14 protein-coding genes are annotated in these 13,608 nt (G+C 72.0%); 12 read left to right on the forward strand and 2 right to left on the reverse strand.

What is annotated here, in order from left to right; genetic code table 11:
- Positions 1-129 precede the first annotated feature (129 nt).
- The 10 genes from ribD to OG897_RS14345 all read left to right on the forward strand — a co-directional run bounded on the left by ribD (position 130) and on the right by OG897_RS14345 (position 8,684).
- The gene (gene ribD, locus OG897_RS14300; RefSeq protein WP_266656821.1) at positions 130-1,182 is read left to right on the forward strand and encodes a bifunctional diaminohydroxyphosphoribosylaminopyrimidine deaminase/5-amino-6-(5-phosphoribosylamino)uracil reductase RibD; all 1,053 of its coding nucleotides are present in this window, start codon (positions 130-132) and stop codon (positions 1,180-1,182) included.
- Positions 1,183-1,184: 2 nt separating this feature from the next.
- A complete protein-coding gene (locus OG897_RS14305) occupies positions 1,185-1,799 on the forward strand; it encodes a riboflavin synthase (protein ID WP_266656348.1) in 615 nt (204 codons plus the stop codon).
- Positions 1,796-2,449: a nicotinamide mononucleotide transporter family protein gene (locus OG897_RS14310; RefSeq protein ID WP_266656349.1), complete on the forward strand. Its 654-nt coding sequence runs from the start codon at positions 1,796-1,798 to the stop codon at positions 2,447-2,449. Before OG897_RS14305 ends, OG897_RS14310 begins: the two co-directional genes overlap by 4 nt.
- A 56-nt stretch (positions 2,450-2,505) precedes the next feature.
- On the forward strand, positions 2,506-3,792 hold the full coding sequence (locus tag OG897_RS14315; protein ID WP_266656823.1) for a bifunctional 3,4-dihydroxy-2-butanone-4-phosphate synthase/GTP cyclohydrolase II: 1,287 nt from the start codon (positions 2,506-2,508) through the stop codon (positions 3,790-3,792).
- Between the two features lie 36 nt (positions 3,793-3,828).
- Positions 3,829-4,314, forward strand: coding sequence for a 6,7-dimethyl-8-ribityllumazine synthase (ribH, locus tag OG897_RS14320; RefSeq protein WP_266656350.1), 486 nt, complete (start codon positions 3,829-3,831; stop codon positions 4,312-4,314).
- 35 nt (positions 4,315-4,349) lie between these two features.
- The gene (locus OG897_RS14325) at positions 4,350-4,622 is read left to right on the forward strand and encodes a phosphoribosyl-ATP diphosphatase (protein WP_189827830.1); all 273 of its coding nucleotides are present in this window, start codon (positions 4,350-4,352) and stop codon (positions 4,620-4,622) included.
- Between the two features lie 53 nt (positions 4,623-4,675).
- Positions 4,676-5,524 (forward strand): ATP phosphoribosyltransferase, encoded by an 849-nt coding sequence (hisG, locus tag OG897_RS14330; RefSeq protein WP_266656351.1) that lies wholly within the window; start codon positions 4,676-4,678, stop codon positions 5,522-5,524.
- Positions 5,525-5,554: 30 nt separating this feature from the next.
- Entirely contained in the window at positions 5,555-6,013 is a 459-nt protein-coding gene (locus OG897_RS14335; RefSeq protein WP_266656353.1) for a PH domain-containing protein, read from the forward strand.
- Positions 6,014-6,243: 230 nt separating this feature from the next.
- Entirely contained in the window at positions 6,244-7,596 is a 1,353-nt protein-coding gene (locus OG897_RS14340; RefSeq protein ID WP_266656355.1) for a hemolysin family protein, read from the forward strand.
- Positions 7,593-8,684: a hemolysin family protein gene (locus OG897_RS14345; RefSeq protein WP_266656357.1), complete on the forward strand. Its 1,092-nt coding sequence runs from the start codon at positions 7,593-7,595 to the stop codon at positions 8,682-8,684. The genes OG897_RS14340 and OG897_RS14345 overlap by 4 nt, the downstream gene beginning before the upstream one ends.
- 93 nt (positions 8,685-8,777) lie before the next feature.
- On the opposite strand, the gene OG897_RS14350 is transcribed toward OG897_RS14345, so the two are convergent.
- Both OG897_RS14350 and OG897_RS14355 read right to left on the reverse strand, forming a co-directional pair.
- On the reverse strand, positions 8,778-10,667 hold the full coding sequence (locus OG897_RS14350) for an AAA family ATPase (protein ID WP_266656359.1): 1,890 nt from the start codon (positions 10,665-10,667) through the stop codon (positions 8,778-8,780).
- A 424-nt stretch (positions 10,668-11,091) separates the two neighbouring features.
- Positions 11,092-11,676 carry a uridine kinase gene (locus tag OG897_RS14355; RefSeq protein ID WP_266656361.1) on the reverse strand — a complete coding sequence of 195 codons (585 nt, stop codon included), beginning with the start codon at positions 11,674-11,676 and terminating at the stop codon, positions 11,092-11,094.
- Between the two features lie 171 nt (positions 11,677-11,847).
- Here OG897_RS14355 and OG897_RS14360 point away from each other — a divergent pair, with 171 nt between their 5' ends.
- Together OG897_RS14360 and OG897_RS14365 are read left to right on the forward strand one after the other, a co-directional pair.
- Entirely contained in the window at positions 11,848-13,317 is a 1,470-nt protein-coding gene (locus tag OG897_RS14360) for a peptidase C39 family protein (RefSeq protein WP_266656363.1), read from the forward strand.
- Between the two features lie 133 nt (positions 13,318-13,450).
- The gene (locus OG897_RS14365; protein WP_266656365.1) at positions 13,451-13,603 is read left to right on the forward strand and encodes an SCO1431 family membrane protein; all 153 of its coding nucleotides are present in this window, start codon (positions 13,451-13,453) and stop codon (positions 13,601-13,603) included.
- Positions 13,604-13,608 lie beyond the last annotated feature (5 nt).

Consider the following 13,608-nt stretch of genomic DNA (forward strand, 5'->3'; position numbering starts at 1 on the left):
CGTGACGCACCCGTTTTCTCTGTCGACATCGACAGGCCCCGGAGTCCGTGCCCGAAGAGGCAGGAGGACCCGGTGGCAACCGCCGCAGCCGAGCAGCCCGGTCACAGCGACCGGACCGGCGAGAAGGCCATGCGCCGAGCGATCGCGCTCGCCGCCCGCGCCCTCGGCGCCACCAGCCCCAATCCCGTCGTCGGATGCGTCATCACCGACGCCTCGGGCACCCCCGTCGGCGAGGGCTACCACCAGCGTGCGGGAGGCCCGCACGCCGAGGTGCACGCCCTCCGCGACGCGGGCCGGGCGGCCCGTGGCGGCACCGCCTACGTCACCCTGGAGCCCTGCAACCACACCGGCCGCACCGGTCCCTGCGCGCAGGCCCTCATCGACGCCGGGATCGCCCGCGTCGTCTACGCGGTCGGCGACCCGAACCCGCAGGCCACCGGTGGAGCTGACACCCTGCGCGCCGCCGGTCTCCAGGTCGAGCAGGGCCTCCTCGAAGCGGAGGCCGCCGCCGGGAACACCGCCTGGCTCACCTCCGTACGCCTGCGTCGTCCGTACGTCCTGTGGAAGTACGCCGCCACCCTCGACGGGCGCATCGCCGCCGCCGACGGCACCAGCCGCTGGATCTCCGGTGCCGAGTCCCGCGCCGACGTGCACCGCCTGCGCGCCGAGGCCGACGCGGTCGTCGTCGGCTCCGGAACGCTGCACGCCGACGACCCGCACCTCGCCGTCCGGGGCATCGACGGCGCGGTCCAGCCGCTGCGCGTCGTCCTCGACACGAACGCCACGATCACCCCGGGCGCCCGCGTCCTCGACGACGCCGCGCCCACCCTGATCGCGGTCGCCGAGGACGCGAAGACCGACCTCCCCGACGTCGTACGGCTGCCCCGCACGGGGACAGGACTCGACGTGAAGGCCCTGCTCAGCGAGTTGTACGAGCGAGGAGCGCGGTCCGTGCTCCTCGAAGGCGGACCCACCCTCGCGGGCGCGTTCGTCGCCGCCGGAGCCGTAGACAAGGTCGTCGGCTACCTCGCCCCCGTACTCCTCGGCGCGGGCCCCGCCGCCCTCGCCGACGCAGGAATCACCACGATCGCGGACGCGTTGCGCCTCCAGGTGACCGACACGGTCCGCATCGGCCCCGACCTCCGCATCACCGCCGTCCCCACTGCTTCTAAGGAGCGCTGAGCGTGTTCACCGGAATCGTCGAAGAACTGGGTGAGATCACCGCCGTCGAGAACCTCGGCGACTCCTCCCGCTTCCGCCTGCGCGGCCCCCTGGTCACCGAGGACGCGAAACACGGCGACTCCATCGCCGTCAACGGCGTCTGCCTCACCGTCGTCGACACCGCCGACGGCGAGTTCACCGCCGACGTCATGGCCGAGACCCTCAACCGCTCCAGCCTCGGCGCCCTCACCGTCGGCTCCCGCGTCAACCTGGAGCGCCCCATGGCGCTCGGCGGACGCCTCGGCGGCCACCTCGTCCAGGGCCACGTCGACGGCACCGGCACCATCGTCGACCGCGAGCCCTCCGAGCACTGGGAGATCGTCAAGGTCGCCCTCCCGGACGGGCTCGCCCGGTACGTCGTGGAGAAGGGCTCCATCACGGTCGACGGCGTCAGCCTCACCGTGGTCGACGCGGGCGACGACTACTTCACCATCAGCCTCATCCCCACCACCCTCGCGCTGACCACGCTCGGCATCAAGCAGGCCGGAGACCCGGTCAACCTCGAAGTGGACGTCCTCGCCAAGTACGTCGAGCGGCTGCTCGGCACCCGAACCACCTCCAAGGAGACCGTGAAGTGAGCGCCCTGTCCTGGCTCAACTCCGAAGCCTTCACGGCCTTCGGCCAGCACATCCTGTGGTCCGACATGATCGGCAACAGTGTCGGCCTGCTCGCCCTCGCGCTGGGCTGGCGGCGCTCCATATGGACCTGGCCCGCCCAGCTCGCCTCCGGCGTCATCCTCGTCGCCGCCTACGCGTCCGTGCACCTCAGCGGCGGTGTCGGCAAGCAGCTCCTGGTCATCGGCGTCGCCCTGTGGGGCTGGCGGCAGTGGCAGCGCGGCAAGCAGCAGGCGCAGGACGGGACGATCGCCGTCCGCTTCGCCACCTGGCGCGAGCGCGGCCTGCTGTTCGGCGGCGCGGCGCTGGGCACCCTCGCCGTCGGCGGCCTCTTCACGCTCTTCCCGACGCTGTCCTGGAGCCCGTGGGCCGACGCGTACATCTTCGTCGGCACCCTCGTCGCGATGGTGGCCCAAGCCCGTGGCCTGGTCGAGTTCTGGTTCGCCTGGCTGCTCGTCGACCTCGTCGGCGTCCCGCTCGCCTTCACCAGCGGACTCGCCTTCTCCGGTTTCGTCTACGTCATCTACCTCGCCCTCGTCCTGTGGGGGATGCGGGACTGGTGGCTGCGCTCCCGCGCCGCCGCCGCGCCCGCACTGGAAGGAGCCACGGCATGACCACCGCCCTGAAGCCCGCTCTGACGCCCGCCCCGTACGACAGCCGGGAGGCACTCATGGACCTCCACGAGGAATTCGCCCTCGACCCCGTCGAGCAGGCGATCCGTGACATCGGAGCCGGCCGCCCGATCGTCGTGGTCGACGACGAGGACCGCGAGAACGAGGGCGACCTGATCGTCGCCGCCGAGCTGATCACGCCCGAGATCGTCGCGTTCATGATGAGCGAGTGCCGCGGCCTGATCTGCGCCCCCATGGAGGGCCCGGAGCTGGAGCGCCTCGCCCTTCCCCAGATGGTCGAGCACAACACCGAGTCGATGCGGACGGCCTTCACCGTCTCCGTCGACGCCTGTGCCGAGCACGGCGTGACCACCGGAATCTCCGCCTCCGACCGCGCCGCGACCCTCCGCCTGCTGGCCTCGGGCGACAGCATCCCCGGCGACTTCGTCCGCCCGGGACATATCTTCCCGCTGCGCGCCCGGCCCGGCGGCGTCCTGGTCCGCGACGGCCACACCGAGGCCGCCGTGGACCTGGCCCGTCTCGCCGGACTGCGCCCCGCCGGAGCCATCGTGGAGATCGCCGACGAGAACGGCGTGATGCTCCGCCTCCCCGAGCTGATCCCCTTCGCCCGCAAGCACGGCCTGACGATCATCTCCATCGAGGACCTGATCGCATACCGCCGCGCCACCGAGGCCCCCGCCCCCGCCGAGGCCCCCGCCCCCGTCGTCCTGCGCGAGGCCGAGGTCCACCTCCCGACCTCCGCCGGCGAGTTCACCGCGTACGGCTACCGCGCCCCCGACGGCGTCGAGCACGTCGCCCTCGTCCACGGCGAGATCGGCGACGGCGAGGACGTCCTGGTCCGGCTCCACTCCGAGTGTCTGACCGGCGACATCTTCCACTCGCTGCGCTGCGACTGCGGCCCCCAGCTCGACGCCTCGCTGCGCAAGGTCACCGAGGCCGGGCGGGGCGTCGTCGTCTACCTCCGCGGCCACGAGGGCCGAGGCATCGGACTGCTGTCCAAGCTCCGTGCGTACGAACTCCAGGAGCGCGGCGTCGACACCCTCGACGCCAACCTCGAACTCGGCCTGCCCGCCGACGCCCGCGACTACGCGGCGGGCGCGCAGATCCTCGCCGACCTCGGCGTGCGCAGCCTGCGTCTGATGACGAACAACCCGGACAAGATCACCGCGCTGGTACGCAACGGACTCACCGTGAGCGCGCGCGAAGCGATGCCCGTCACGGCGGGCGAGCACAACCTGCGCTACCTGCGCACCAAGCGGGACCGCATGGGCCACGACCTGCCCTGGCTGGACGGCGCGGCCGCCCCCACCTGCGGCAACCAGTAACCCCACTCAAGAAGCACTCAAGAAGAGAGAAACAGCGTGAGCGGCAAGGGTGCACCCGAACTGAGCGTCAAGAACTGCAACGACCTGCGGGTGGCGGTGATCGCGGCCCAGTGGCACGAGAAGATCATGGACGGCCTCGTCGACGGCGCCCTGCGCGCCCTGCACGAGCTGGGCATCGACGAGCCCACCCTGCTCCGGGTCCCCGGCAGCTTCGAACTCCCCGTCGTCGCCAAGGTCCTCGCAGGCCGGGGCTACGACGCGATCGTCGCCCTCGGCGTCGTCATCCGAGGCGGCACTCCCCACTTCGAGTACGTGTGCCAGGGCGTCACCCACGGCCTCACCCAGGTCTCCGTCGACACCGGCGTCCCGATCGGCTTCGGCGTGCTGACCTGCGACACCGAGGAGCAGGCCCTCGACCGCGCCGGGCTCCTCGGCTCCACCGAGGACAAGGGCCACGAGGCCGTCACCGCCGCCGTCGCCACCGCCACCACGCTGCGCACGGTCGCCGAACCCTGGCGCTGAGTGCCTCAGACGGACCCCGTACTCTAAGGACCATCATGGCCAACAAGACTTTCGAAGAGCTCTTCACCGAGCTCCAGCAGAAGGCCGCCAACGGCGACCCCACCACCTCCCGCACCGCCGAGCTGGTGGACAAGGGCGTCCATGCCATCGGCAAGAAGGTCGTCGAGGAGGCCGCCGAAGTCTGGATGGCCGCCGAGTACGAGGGCAAGGAAGCCGCCGCCGAGGAGATCTCGCAGCTGCTCTATCACGTCCAGGTGATGATGGTCGCGCGCGGGATCTCGCTCGACGACGTCTACGCCCACCTCTGAGCACACCTCTCTCCCCCTCTGCTGTCCCCTTCGCATCAAAGGAAGCTGACCTCATGCTGCGCATCGCCATCCCGAACAAGGGCTCCCTCTCCGGACCTGCGTCGGCGATGCTCCATGAGGCCGGCTACCAGCAGCGCAAGGAGTCCAAGGAACTCGTCCTCGTCGACCCGGCCAACGAGGTGGAGTTCTTCTACCTCCGCCCCAAGGACATCGCGATCTACGTCTCGGCCGGCCGCCTCGACATCGGCATCACCGGCGAGGACCTGCTGATCGACTCCGGGGCCGGCGCCGAGCCGATCCTCCCGCTCGGCTTCGCCCGCTCCACCTTCCGCTTCGCCGCCAAGCCGGGTACCGCCACCTCCCTGGAGGACCTGGCGGGCAAGACGATCGCCACCTCGTACGAGGGCATCGTCGCGAAGTTCCTCGCCGAGCGCGGCATCGAGGCGGCCGTGGTCCACCTGGACGGCGCCGTCGAGACCGCCATCGAGCTGGGCGTCGCCCAGGTCATCGCGGACGTCGTGGAGACCGGCACCTCGCTGCGCAACGCAGGGCTTGAGGTCTTCGGCGAGCCGATCATGACCTCCGAGGCCGTCGTCATCCGGCGCACCGGGGCCGACGCGGACGACCCCAAGGTCCAGCAGTTCCTGCGCCGCCTCCAGGGCGTCCTGGTGGCCCGTTCGTACGTGATGATGGACTACGACTGCCGGGTCGAGCACCTGGAGAAGGCCGTCGCGCTGACCCCCGGTCTGGAGTCCCCGACGATCTCCCCCCTCCACCACGAGGGCTGGGTCGCGGTCCGCTCCATGGTCGCCGCCAAGGAGGCCCAGCGGATCATGGACGACCTCTACGAGCTGGGTGCGCGCGCCATCCTCACCACGGCCATCCACGCCTGCCGCCTCTGACCCGTCTGCCCTTTTCCTCCCGTACGAAGGATGCCGTCCGCCGTGTCGCAGCCCCAGCTTCCCGCCCTCCCGGTCACCTTCCGGCCGAACCGGACCAGGGCGGTGCTGCTGACCGTGGGCACCGCGATGTTCGTCGTGGTCTCGGCGGTCGGCTTCCTGCTGGAGGGGCTCGGCCCCGGCGAGCGGATCACCTTCGTGTTCACCGGTGCGCTGTTCTTCGGCGTACTGCTGCTGCTCAGCCGCCCCAAGGTGGTCGCGGACGAGGGCGGCGTCACCGTCGTGAACCTCACCACCAAGCGGCGGCTCGCCTGGGCGGAGATCCTCAAGGTCAATCTGCGCCCCGGTGACGCCTGGGTCTTCCTCGACCTGAGCGACGGCACCAGCCTGCCCGCGCTCGGCATCCAGCCGGGCGTCGCCAAGGAGAAGGCCATCCGTGACGCCCGCGCGCTGCGCGACCTCGTCGAGGCGCACGGCACGCACGAGAACTGAGCCTCCCCGCGCGCGGCCGGTCCCGCGCGTACGGCCTGGGCACCTGCCCATGCGGGGGCCTTGTTGACTACCCTGTGGGGTGGTGCGCCAAGTGCGTGCCACCCCGCCTCTCACGGTCCTCCGGGGCCTGCGGGGTCGCACCTTCGACCCGAGGAGTGACTCCCTCCAGCAATGGACGGATCGTCCGGTAGTACCTGCGCCGCCCCCTCTTCTTCCTGTGAGGCGGCGGCATGACCATCCCGCTCCTGCTGCTCGCAGCAGCGTTCCTCCTGATCCTCGCCAACGGCTTCTTCGTGGCTGCCGAGTTCGGCCTCGTCACGGTGGAGCGGCCCGACGCCGAGCGGGCAGCCGCCGAGGGCGACAAACGCGCCCGCACGGTAGTGAACTCCCTGCGCGAGCTGTCCTTCCAGCTCTCCGGCACCCAACTCGGCATCACCCTCACCTCGCTCGTCGTGGGCATGCTCGCCGAGCCCGCCCTCGCCCAGCTGCTGCACGGCCCGCTGACCGCCACCGGCCTGCCGGCGGGCGCCGTCTCCGGAGTGAGCGTCGTCATCGGCATGCTGCTGGCCTCCGCCGTGCAGATGGTGATCGGCGAACTCGTGCCGAAGAACTGGGCGGTGTCCAAGCCGCTCCAGGTCGCCCGCTTCGTCGCGGGCCCCCAGCACCGCTTCTCCACGCTCTTCCGTCCGGTCATCACCCTCCTCAACGCCACCGCCAACCGTCTCGTACGGATGCTGGGCGTCGAGCCGACGGACGAGCTGGCCTCCGCCCGCACCCCCGGCGAACTGGTCTCCCTGGCCCGGCACTCGGCGCGGGCCGGGATGCTGGAGCAGGACACGGCCGACCTGTTCGTCCGCACCCTCTCCCTGGGCCACCTCACCGCGCAGCACGTGATGACGCCGCGCGTGAAGGTCGCCTCCCTCCAGTCGTCCGCGACGGCGGCCGACGTCCTCAACCTCACCCGGGCCACCGGGCTTTCGCGCTTCCCCGTCTACCGGGAGCGCATCGACGAGATCATCGGCATGGTGCACCTCAAGGACGCGCTCGCCGTCCCGGCCCACGAGCGCATCCGCGTCCCGGTCGGCCGGATCGCGGTCCCGCCGCTCCTCGTCCCCGAAACCCTCCCCGTACAGCGGCTCCTGGAGCGGCTGCGCAGCGAGCAGCCGATAGCGGTCGTCGTCGACGAGTACGGCGGCACGGCGGGCGTCGTCACTCTCGAAGACATCGTCGAGGAGCTCGTCGGCGAGGTCCGCGACGAGCACGACGCCGAGGGCGCCGACCGGCCGGAACTCGCCGCGACGGCCCCCGCGGAGGACGGCAGCCCGTCCTGGGAGGCCGACGGCAGCTGCCGCGTCCTCACCCTCCGCCGGATAGGACTCGACGTCCCCGACGGCCCGTACGAGACGGTCGCGGGCCTGGTCGCCGATCTGCTCGGCCGCATCCCCGCCCCGGGCGACCGGGCCGAACTGCCCGGCTGGAAGCTCTCGGTCCGCCAGGTGGACCGCTACCGCGCGGAACGGGTCCGGCTGGTCCGCACGGTCTCCGTTCCAGGTTCCCAGCAGCTCACGGAGGCGGTCCGATGAGCGCCCTGCAACTCCTCTTCGCCCTTCTCCTGGTCCTCGCCAACGGCTTCTTCGTCGGCGCGGAGTTCGCGCTCGTCTCGGTGCGCCGCAGCCAGATCGAACCGCTCGCGGCGGAGGGTTCGGCCCGCGCCAAGCAGGTCATGTACGGCCTGGAGCATCTCCCGCAGATGATGGCGGCCGCCCAGTTCGGCATCACCGTCTGCTCGTTGACGCTGGGCGCGGTCGCGGAGCCCACGGTGGCGCACCTGCTGGAGCCGGTCTTCCAGGCGGTGCACGTGCCGCACGGTCTGATCCACCCTCTCGGCTACGCGATCGCCCTCGCGGTCGTCGTCGCGCTCCACCTCGTCATCGGCGAGATGGTGCCGAAGAACCTGGCGATGGCGGCCCCGGAGAAGACCGCGCTGTGGTTCAGCCCGGGACTCGTTGCCTTCGCCCGCCTCTGCCGGCCGGTGACGGCGGCGCTGGGCTGGTGCGCGCGGGGGATTCTCCGCCTCTTCAGGGTCGAGCCCAAGGAGGAGGTCGAGTCCGTCTTCACCAGTGAACAGCTCAACCGCCTGGTGGAGGACTCGGGCCAGGCCGGTCTGCTGGACCCCGGCGCGCAGGAGCGCCTGGAGGACGCGCTGGAGCTGGGCAGCCGCCCGATCACGGACGTCCTGCTGCGACGGCCCTCGCTGGTGACGGTCGATCCGTCCGTCACCCCGCGCGAGATCGAGGAGCTGACGGTCCGGACGGGTTACTCGCGCTTCCCGGTCTGCGCCCCTGGGCCCCAGGGGGCCTTCATGGGGTACGTCCACGTCAAGGACGTCCTCGACCTGGACGAGACGGAGCGGGCGGTGCCGCAGCAGGTGTGGCGGCCCCTGCCCACGCTCCGGTCCGAACTCCCGCTCGACGACGCCCTCTCGGTGATGCGCCGGGCCGCGACACACCTGGCGCAGGTGGCGGACGCTTCGGGGCGGGTGCTCGGGCTGGTCGCCCTGGAGGACGTACTGGAGAAGCTGGTCGGAGAGGTACGCGACCCCGCGCACCGCACCGCTCCCCTGACCCAGCAGGTCCCACGCCCGAGGCTCTTCAGCCCGTCCGGCGTGTGAGGACGCGCGGCGCAGCCGTGCAGGGGGCGAGGGGCGCAGCCCCCTCCTTGACCCCAGCCCCGTCAGGGCCCCCGCCCGCCGGAGGCCCGGGAGCTAGAGGCCGGTCGGCGGATCGACCGGCCTCGGCCCCCGCCCCGAAAGCACCTCTCCGTACGCCTGCATCAGATCCGGCAACCTCAACGTCGACAAATCGTCCCGCGTCGGCGTCGACGCGTACCCCGACAGCCGAAGGTCCCGATACGCGCAGCTCTTCTCGTACAGCGTCCGCAGGAACCGCCCGTTGCCCAGCTCGTCGATCCACCCCTGGTCGACCACGTGTCCGCTGATGCTCCGCAGCTCCTCCAGCGCCTCCTCGTCCCACAGGTCCCCGTTGTCCCCGGCCAGCACCTCCCCGATGCTCGTCAGCTCCAGGGGCCGGTAGCTCGGAAAGTCGACCCGCGTCGTGAACCGCGAGGACAGTCCCGGGTTCGCCGCGAGGAGCCGGTCCATCCCCTCCGGATACCCCGCCAGGATCACCACCAGATGGTCCCGGTTGTCCTCCGCCCGCTTCAGCAGCACCTGAAGCGCCTCGTCCCCGTACGCATCGCCCTTGCTGTAACCGGAGTTGGCGAGGCTGTACGCCTCGTCCACGAACAGCACGCCCCCCATCGCCGAGTCGATCAGCTCGTTCGCCTTGACGGCCGTCTGCCCGAGGAACTCCCCGACCAGATCGGCCCGCTGAGCCTCGACCAGGTGGTCCCCGCCCAACAGCCCGAGCGCGTAGAAGACCCGCCCCAGGATCCGTGCCACGGTGGTCTTCCCGGTACCCGAGGGGCCGGAGAAGACAAAGTGACGTTTCGGCGGCTGGACGGGCAGCCCCTGCCCGGCCCGCAGCCGCGCCATGTTCAGCTGGGCCGACAGCGCCCGCACCTGACGCTTGACCGGTTCCATCCCCACCATCCGGTCCAGCTCCCCGAGCGCCTGTTCCAGGAGCGCCGGATCGGAGGGCCCGGCCGGGAACGGCGGCAGCCCGGCGGGCCGGGGCGGTCCGGCCTTCTCCCGTACGCCACCGCGCGGACCGGGCGGCACCGCACCCCCGAACGGCAACTGCCCGTCGCCACCCAGCCGCAGCTCACCGCCGCCCTCCAGGGCGTCCAGCTCGCCCTGCGACTCCACGGAGTCCTGACTGGCCAGCGACACCGTCGCCAGCCCCGCCGCCGTTTCGTCGTACCCGTCAAGGCCGTCGCCCTCGGAGATCGCCGCCAGTCGAGCGGCGGTGTCCATGAACGCCGGGTCCACCCGGTGCACCGCCCGGTACAGCGGGAGCGCGGCGGCCGAACGCCCGGTGCCCTCGTGCGCCCGCGCCAGCCAGTACCGCAGCTCCTTGCGCTGCGGCTGCTCGCTGCGGCAGCGCATCAGGGAGGCGGCCAGCAGCGGTTCCGCCTGCCCGAACATCTCCAGCCGCACCCGCGCCATCCCGCCGAACAGCCCGGCTTCGATCCCCAGCAGCGCGTCGTCGACCAGCGAATCCGTGTGCCGGACCAACTGCTCCCAGTCCTTGACCAGATACGCCCGGCAGGCGTGCAGGAACCGCACCTGATGGTCGGTGTCCACCGGCGGCAGCCCCGCCAGCGCCCGGTCCAGCTCGGGCACATGACGCCCGTCGAGCCAGTGCGAGGCGTGCGCGAGGAGCAGGTCGCGCGGGCTCTCCAGCACCGGCTGCACCCACCAGCCCAGCCAGTACCAGGAGTTGAGCCTCCGCCGGTGCCTGCTGCGCTGCTCGCCGAACCGCTCCCGGTGGCGGTACATGCGTAAGAGCGCCGTCGTCGTGTCGATGCGCAGGGCGTGCAGGCCGAGCCAGCCGTCCGCCATGCCGGGATCCAGTCGTACCGCCGCCCGGAATTCCTCCTCCGCCTGCGGGTACGCCCCCATGGTGTAGGCGTCCACGCCGCGCAGCCAGGCGAGGTCGGCCGGGGCGTGCGAGCCCTGCGTGCCGAAGTCCATCACGTCCCCCACAGACCGTGCCCCCCGTGATGTGCGCCGGGCGTGTGCCGGTGACCCTTTGTCGTTGGCGTATGCCCGAACCACTGTGTCCCGGACGGGAATTGACCGCACCGAAGGGCATCGTACCTGGGCAGGGGGCAGCTGAATAAGGGTGGCGCGAGGGCCGCACAGACGGTGACCCTGGGTGAGCGAAGTGGCGCCGAAGACACCCGAGTTGGGTGGGAGAGGGCAGAACGAAGCCCCCGATCACGGGGGAACAACCGGGGGCTTCGTGTCTGCGGGCGACTCCGGAAAGCCGCACATTGAGAACGTAAGACCTGTACGCCCCCCGGGTCAAGCGGAGTTGGGGCACTCACGGGGGCGGTTTTCCGGCCGTTCTGCGAGGCCGGGGCAGGCAGTCACGGTGCGTGACGGGCCGGTTCGCTCACGCGGTCGCGGGAGTCCCCTCACGCCACTCGTACCCCTGGGGAATCTGCCGTACCAGGGTGTCGGCGAACGGACGGGACGGGTCCGCCGAAAAATGTCGTTCCTCGGCCCTCATCCACCCGTCCCAGAACGCGGACTGCGCCGCTCCGTCCCGCTCCCGTCCGCGTTTCCAGGACCGTTCGGCGTCCAGGTCCATCCAGAGAAGGTGCGCGAGCAGCGGTCGCAGGGCCTTGCGCCCGGCCCCCACGCCCTCCACGAGGACGACGGGCGCGGGCGGCAGGTCGTACCGCTCGGGGCCGAAGCGGCGGCGCGTCCAGTCGTACGGCGCGTACCGGGCGTGCGTGCCCCGGGCGAGGGGCTCCGCCACCTGGACCCGCAGCCGCTCCGTCCAGTCGAAGAGGGCGTCGTGGCTGGCCAGATCGTCGAGGTGCAGTACGGGAGCGCCGCCGAGCGCGTCGGAGAGGCGCGCGGCGAAGGTGCTCTTGCCGGAGCCCGCGTGCCCGTCGACGGCGATCAGCCGGACGGGGCCGAGGGACGGGGGGAGCGCGCGGAGCCGGGCGGCGAGCGGGGCGATGCTGTTCACTCTGGTCACCCTACGAGTGGCAGGTCCCGCGCGCCGCCGCAGGTCAGGGGGTGGGCGGTCGCAGTATGGGGCGCGGCCGGGTACGGGAGCGGTGTCCGAGTGCGCATCCGTCCGCTTGCCCGCCCGACCGCTTGCCCGCCCGTCCGCCCGACCGACTGGGAGTCCTCGCCCATGCCCCGACCCGAACCGCGTCCCGGCCCTGCCCCAGATCCGTCCATCGGCCCGATCCCCGGCGCGGTCCCCGTCCCGCCTCCCGGCGCGCGCGCCACCCCGCGCCGGGCCGTCCTCGCCGCCGTCCTCGCGGCCGCCGCCGTTCCCGCGCTTCCCGGTGCCGCCTCTGCCGCGGGGTCCGGCCCCGCCCCGGGGGAGTCACGGCGCCCCGTGGGCAGCATGACCCCCATGGGCACCCTCAACAGCGTGGACAACCGCTTCTGGACCACCCGCGACGACTGGCGCTCCGGCACCGGCCCCGGCACCCACCCCTCCGACGGCCGCCGCCCCGGGCTGGCGATCCGCACCCCGGACGGCGTGACGACCTACCGCGACCCGCACACCGGGCGGACCGGGAGCTACGAGTACGCGGTGTGGACCTCGCCGCTGCACCGCTGCCGGGTCCCGGCGACCGAGATCGTCCCGTCCTGGAACGCCGACACCCCGCCCGGCACCTGGCTCGCCGTCGAACTCTGCGGGGCGTACGAGAACGGCTCGCGCACTCCCTGGTACGTCCTGGGCCGCTGGGCCTCCGGCGAGACCGAGATCCGCCGGACCTCCGTGGACGCCCAGGGCGACGGGCGCAGCAGCGTCTCCACGGACACCGTCGGGATCGGCGACCCGGCGTCCGGGGCCCGGCTGATCGGCTACCAGCTGCGGGTGATCCTGTACCGGCTGCCCGGCAGCGACGCCACGCCCACCCTCTGGCGGCTCGGAGCGATGTCCTCCGCCGTGCCGGACCGGTTCACGGTCCCCGCGTCGGTTCCCGTGCGCGCGGGGGAGCTGAAGGTGCCGCGCCACTCGCAGGAGATCCACGTCGGCCAGTACCCGGAGTACGACAACGGGGGAGAGGCGTGGTGCAGCCCCACCTCCACGACGATGGTCCTGGAGCACTGGGGCCGCGGCCCGACCGCCGAGGACCTGGCCTGGGTGAATCCCGCGTACGCCGACCCCCAGGTGTGCCACGCGGCCCGGCAGACGTACGACCACCAGTACGCGGGCTGCGGGAACTGGCCCTTCAACGCCGCGTACGCGGCCACGTACCGGGACCTGAACGCGGTGGTCACCCGCCTGGGATCGCTGAACGATCTGGAGAACCTGATCCGCGCGGGCATCCCGGCCATGACGTCGCAGTCCTTCCTGGACAAGGAGCTCACGGGCGCCGGATACGGCACGTCCGGCCATCTGATGACCGTCGTCGGCTTCACCGCAGCGGGAGACGTGGTCGCGAACGACCCGGCGGCCCCCACGAACGACGCCGTGCGCCGCGTCTACCGGCGGCGCGAGTTCGAGAACGTCTGGCTGCGCACCAAGCGGTACGGCGCGAACGGCACCGTGGCGTCCGCCACAGGGGGCGTCTGCTACCTGTACTGGCCGCTGGACCCGACCCCCGTGCAGCGCAGGGCCCTTGAGGCGGTCGGCGTCCGCTGACACGGCCTTCCGGCCCCGGCCCGGTGACGTACGTCATCTGTTCCGGGGCCGGTCCCGCTGGCACTGTGGACGGGCGCGGACACCTCGGTGAGGCCGACCGCGCCCCACTCCTCCTCCGTACTGCGAGAACCCGATGACTGCCGCCTCCGCCGCCCTGTCCGCCCGCCTGCACGCCCGTACCGGCGGCCCCGACGACCAGAACGGGCCGAAGCTCCTGGAGCACGTGCTCGGCTGGACCCTGGTCGTCGTCGTGGCGATGTTCGTCACGGGTGCGGGCCTGATGTGACGCCG

The sequence above is a fragment of the Streptomyces sp. NBC_00237 genome (assembly GCF_026342435.1).
GTDB lineage: Bacteria > Actinomycetota > Actinomycetes > Streptomycetales > Streptomycetaceae > Streptomyces.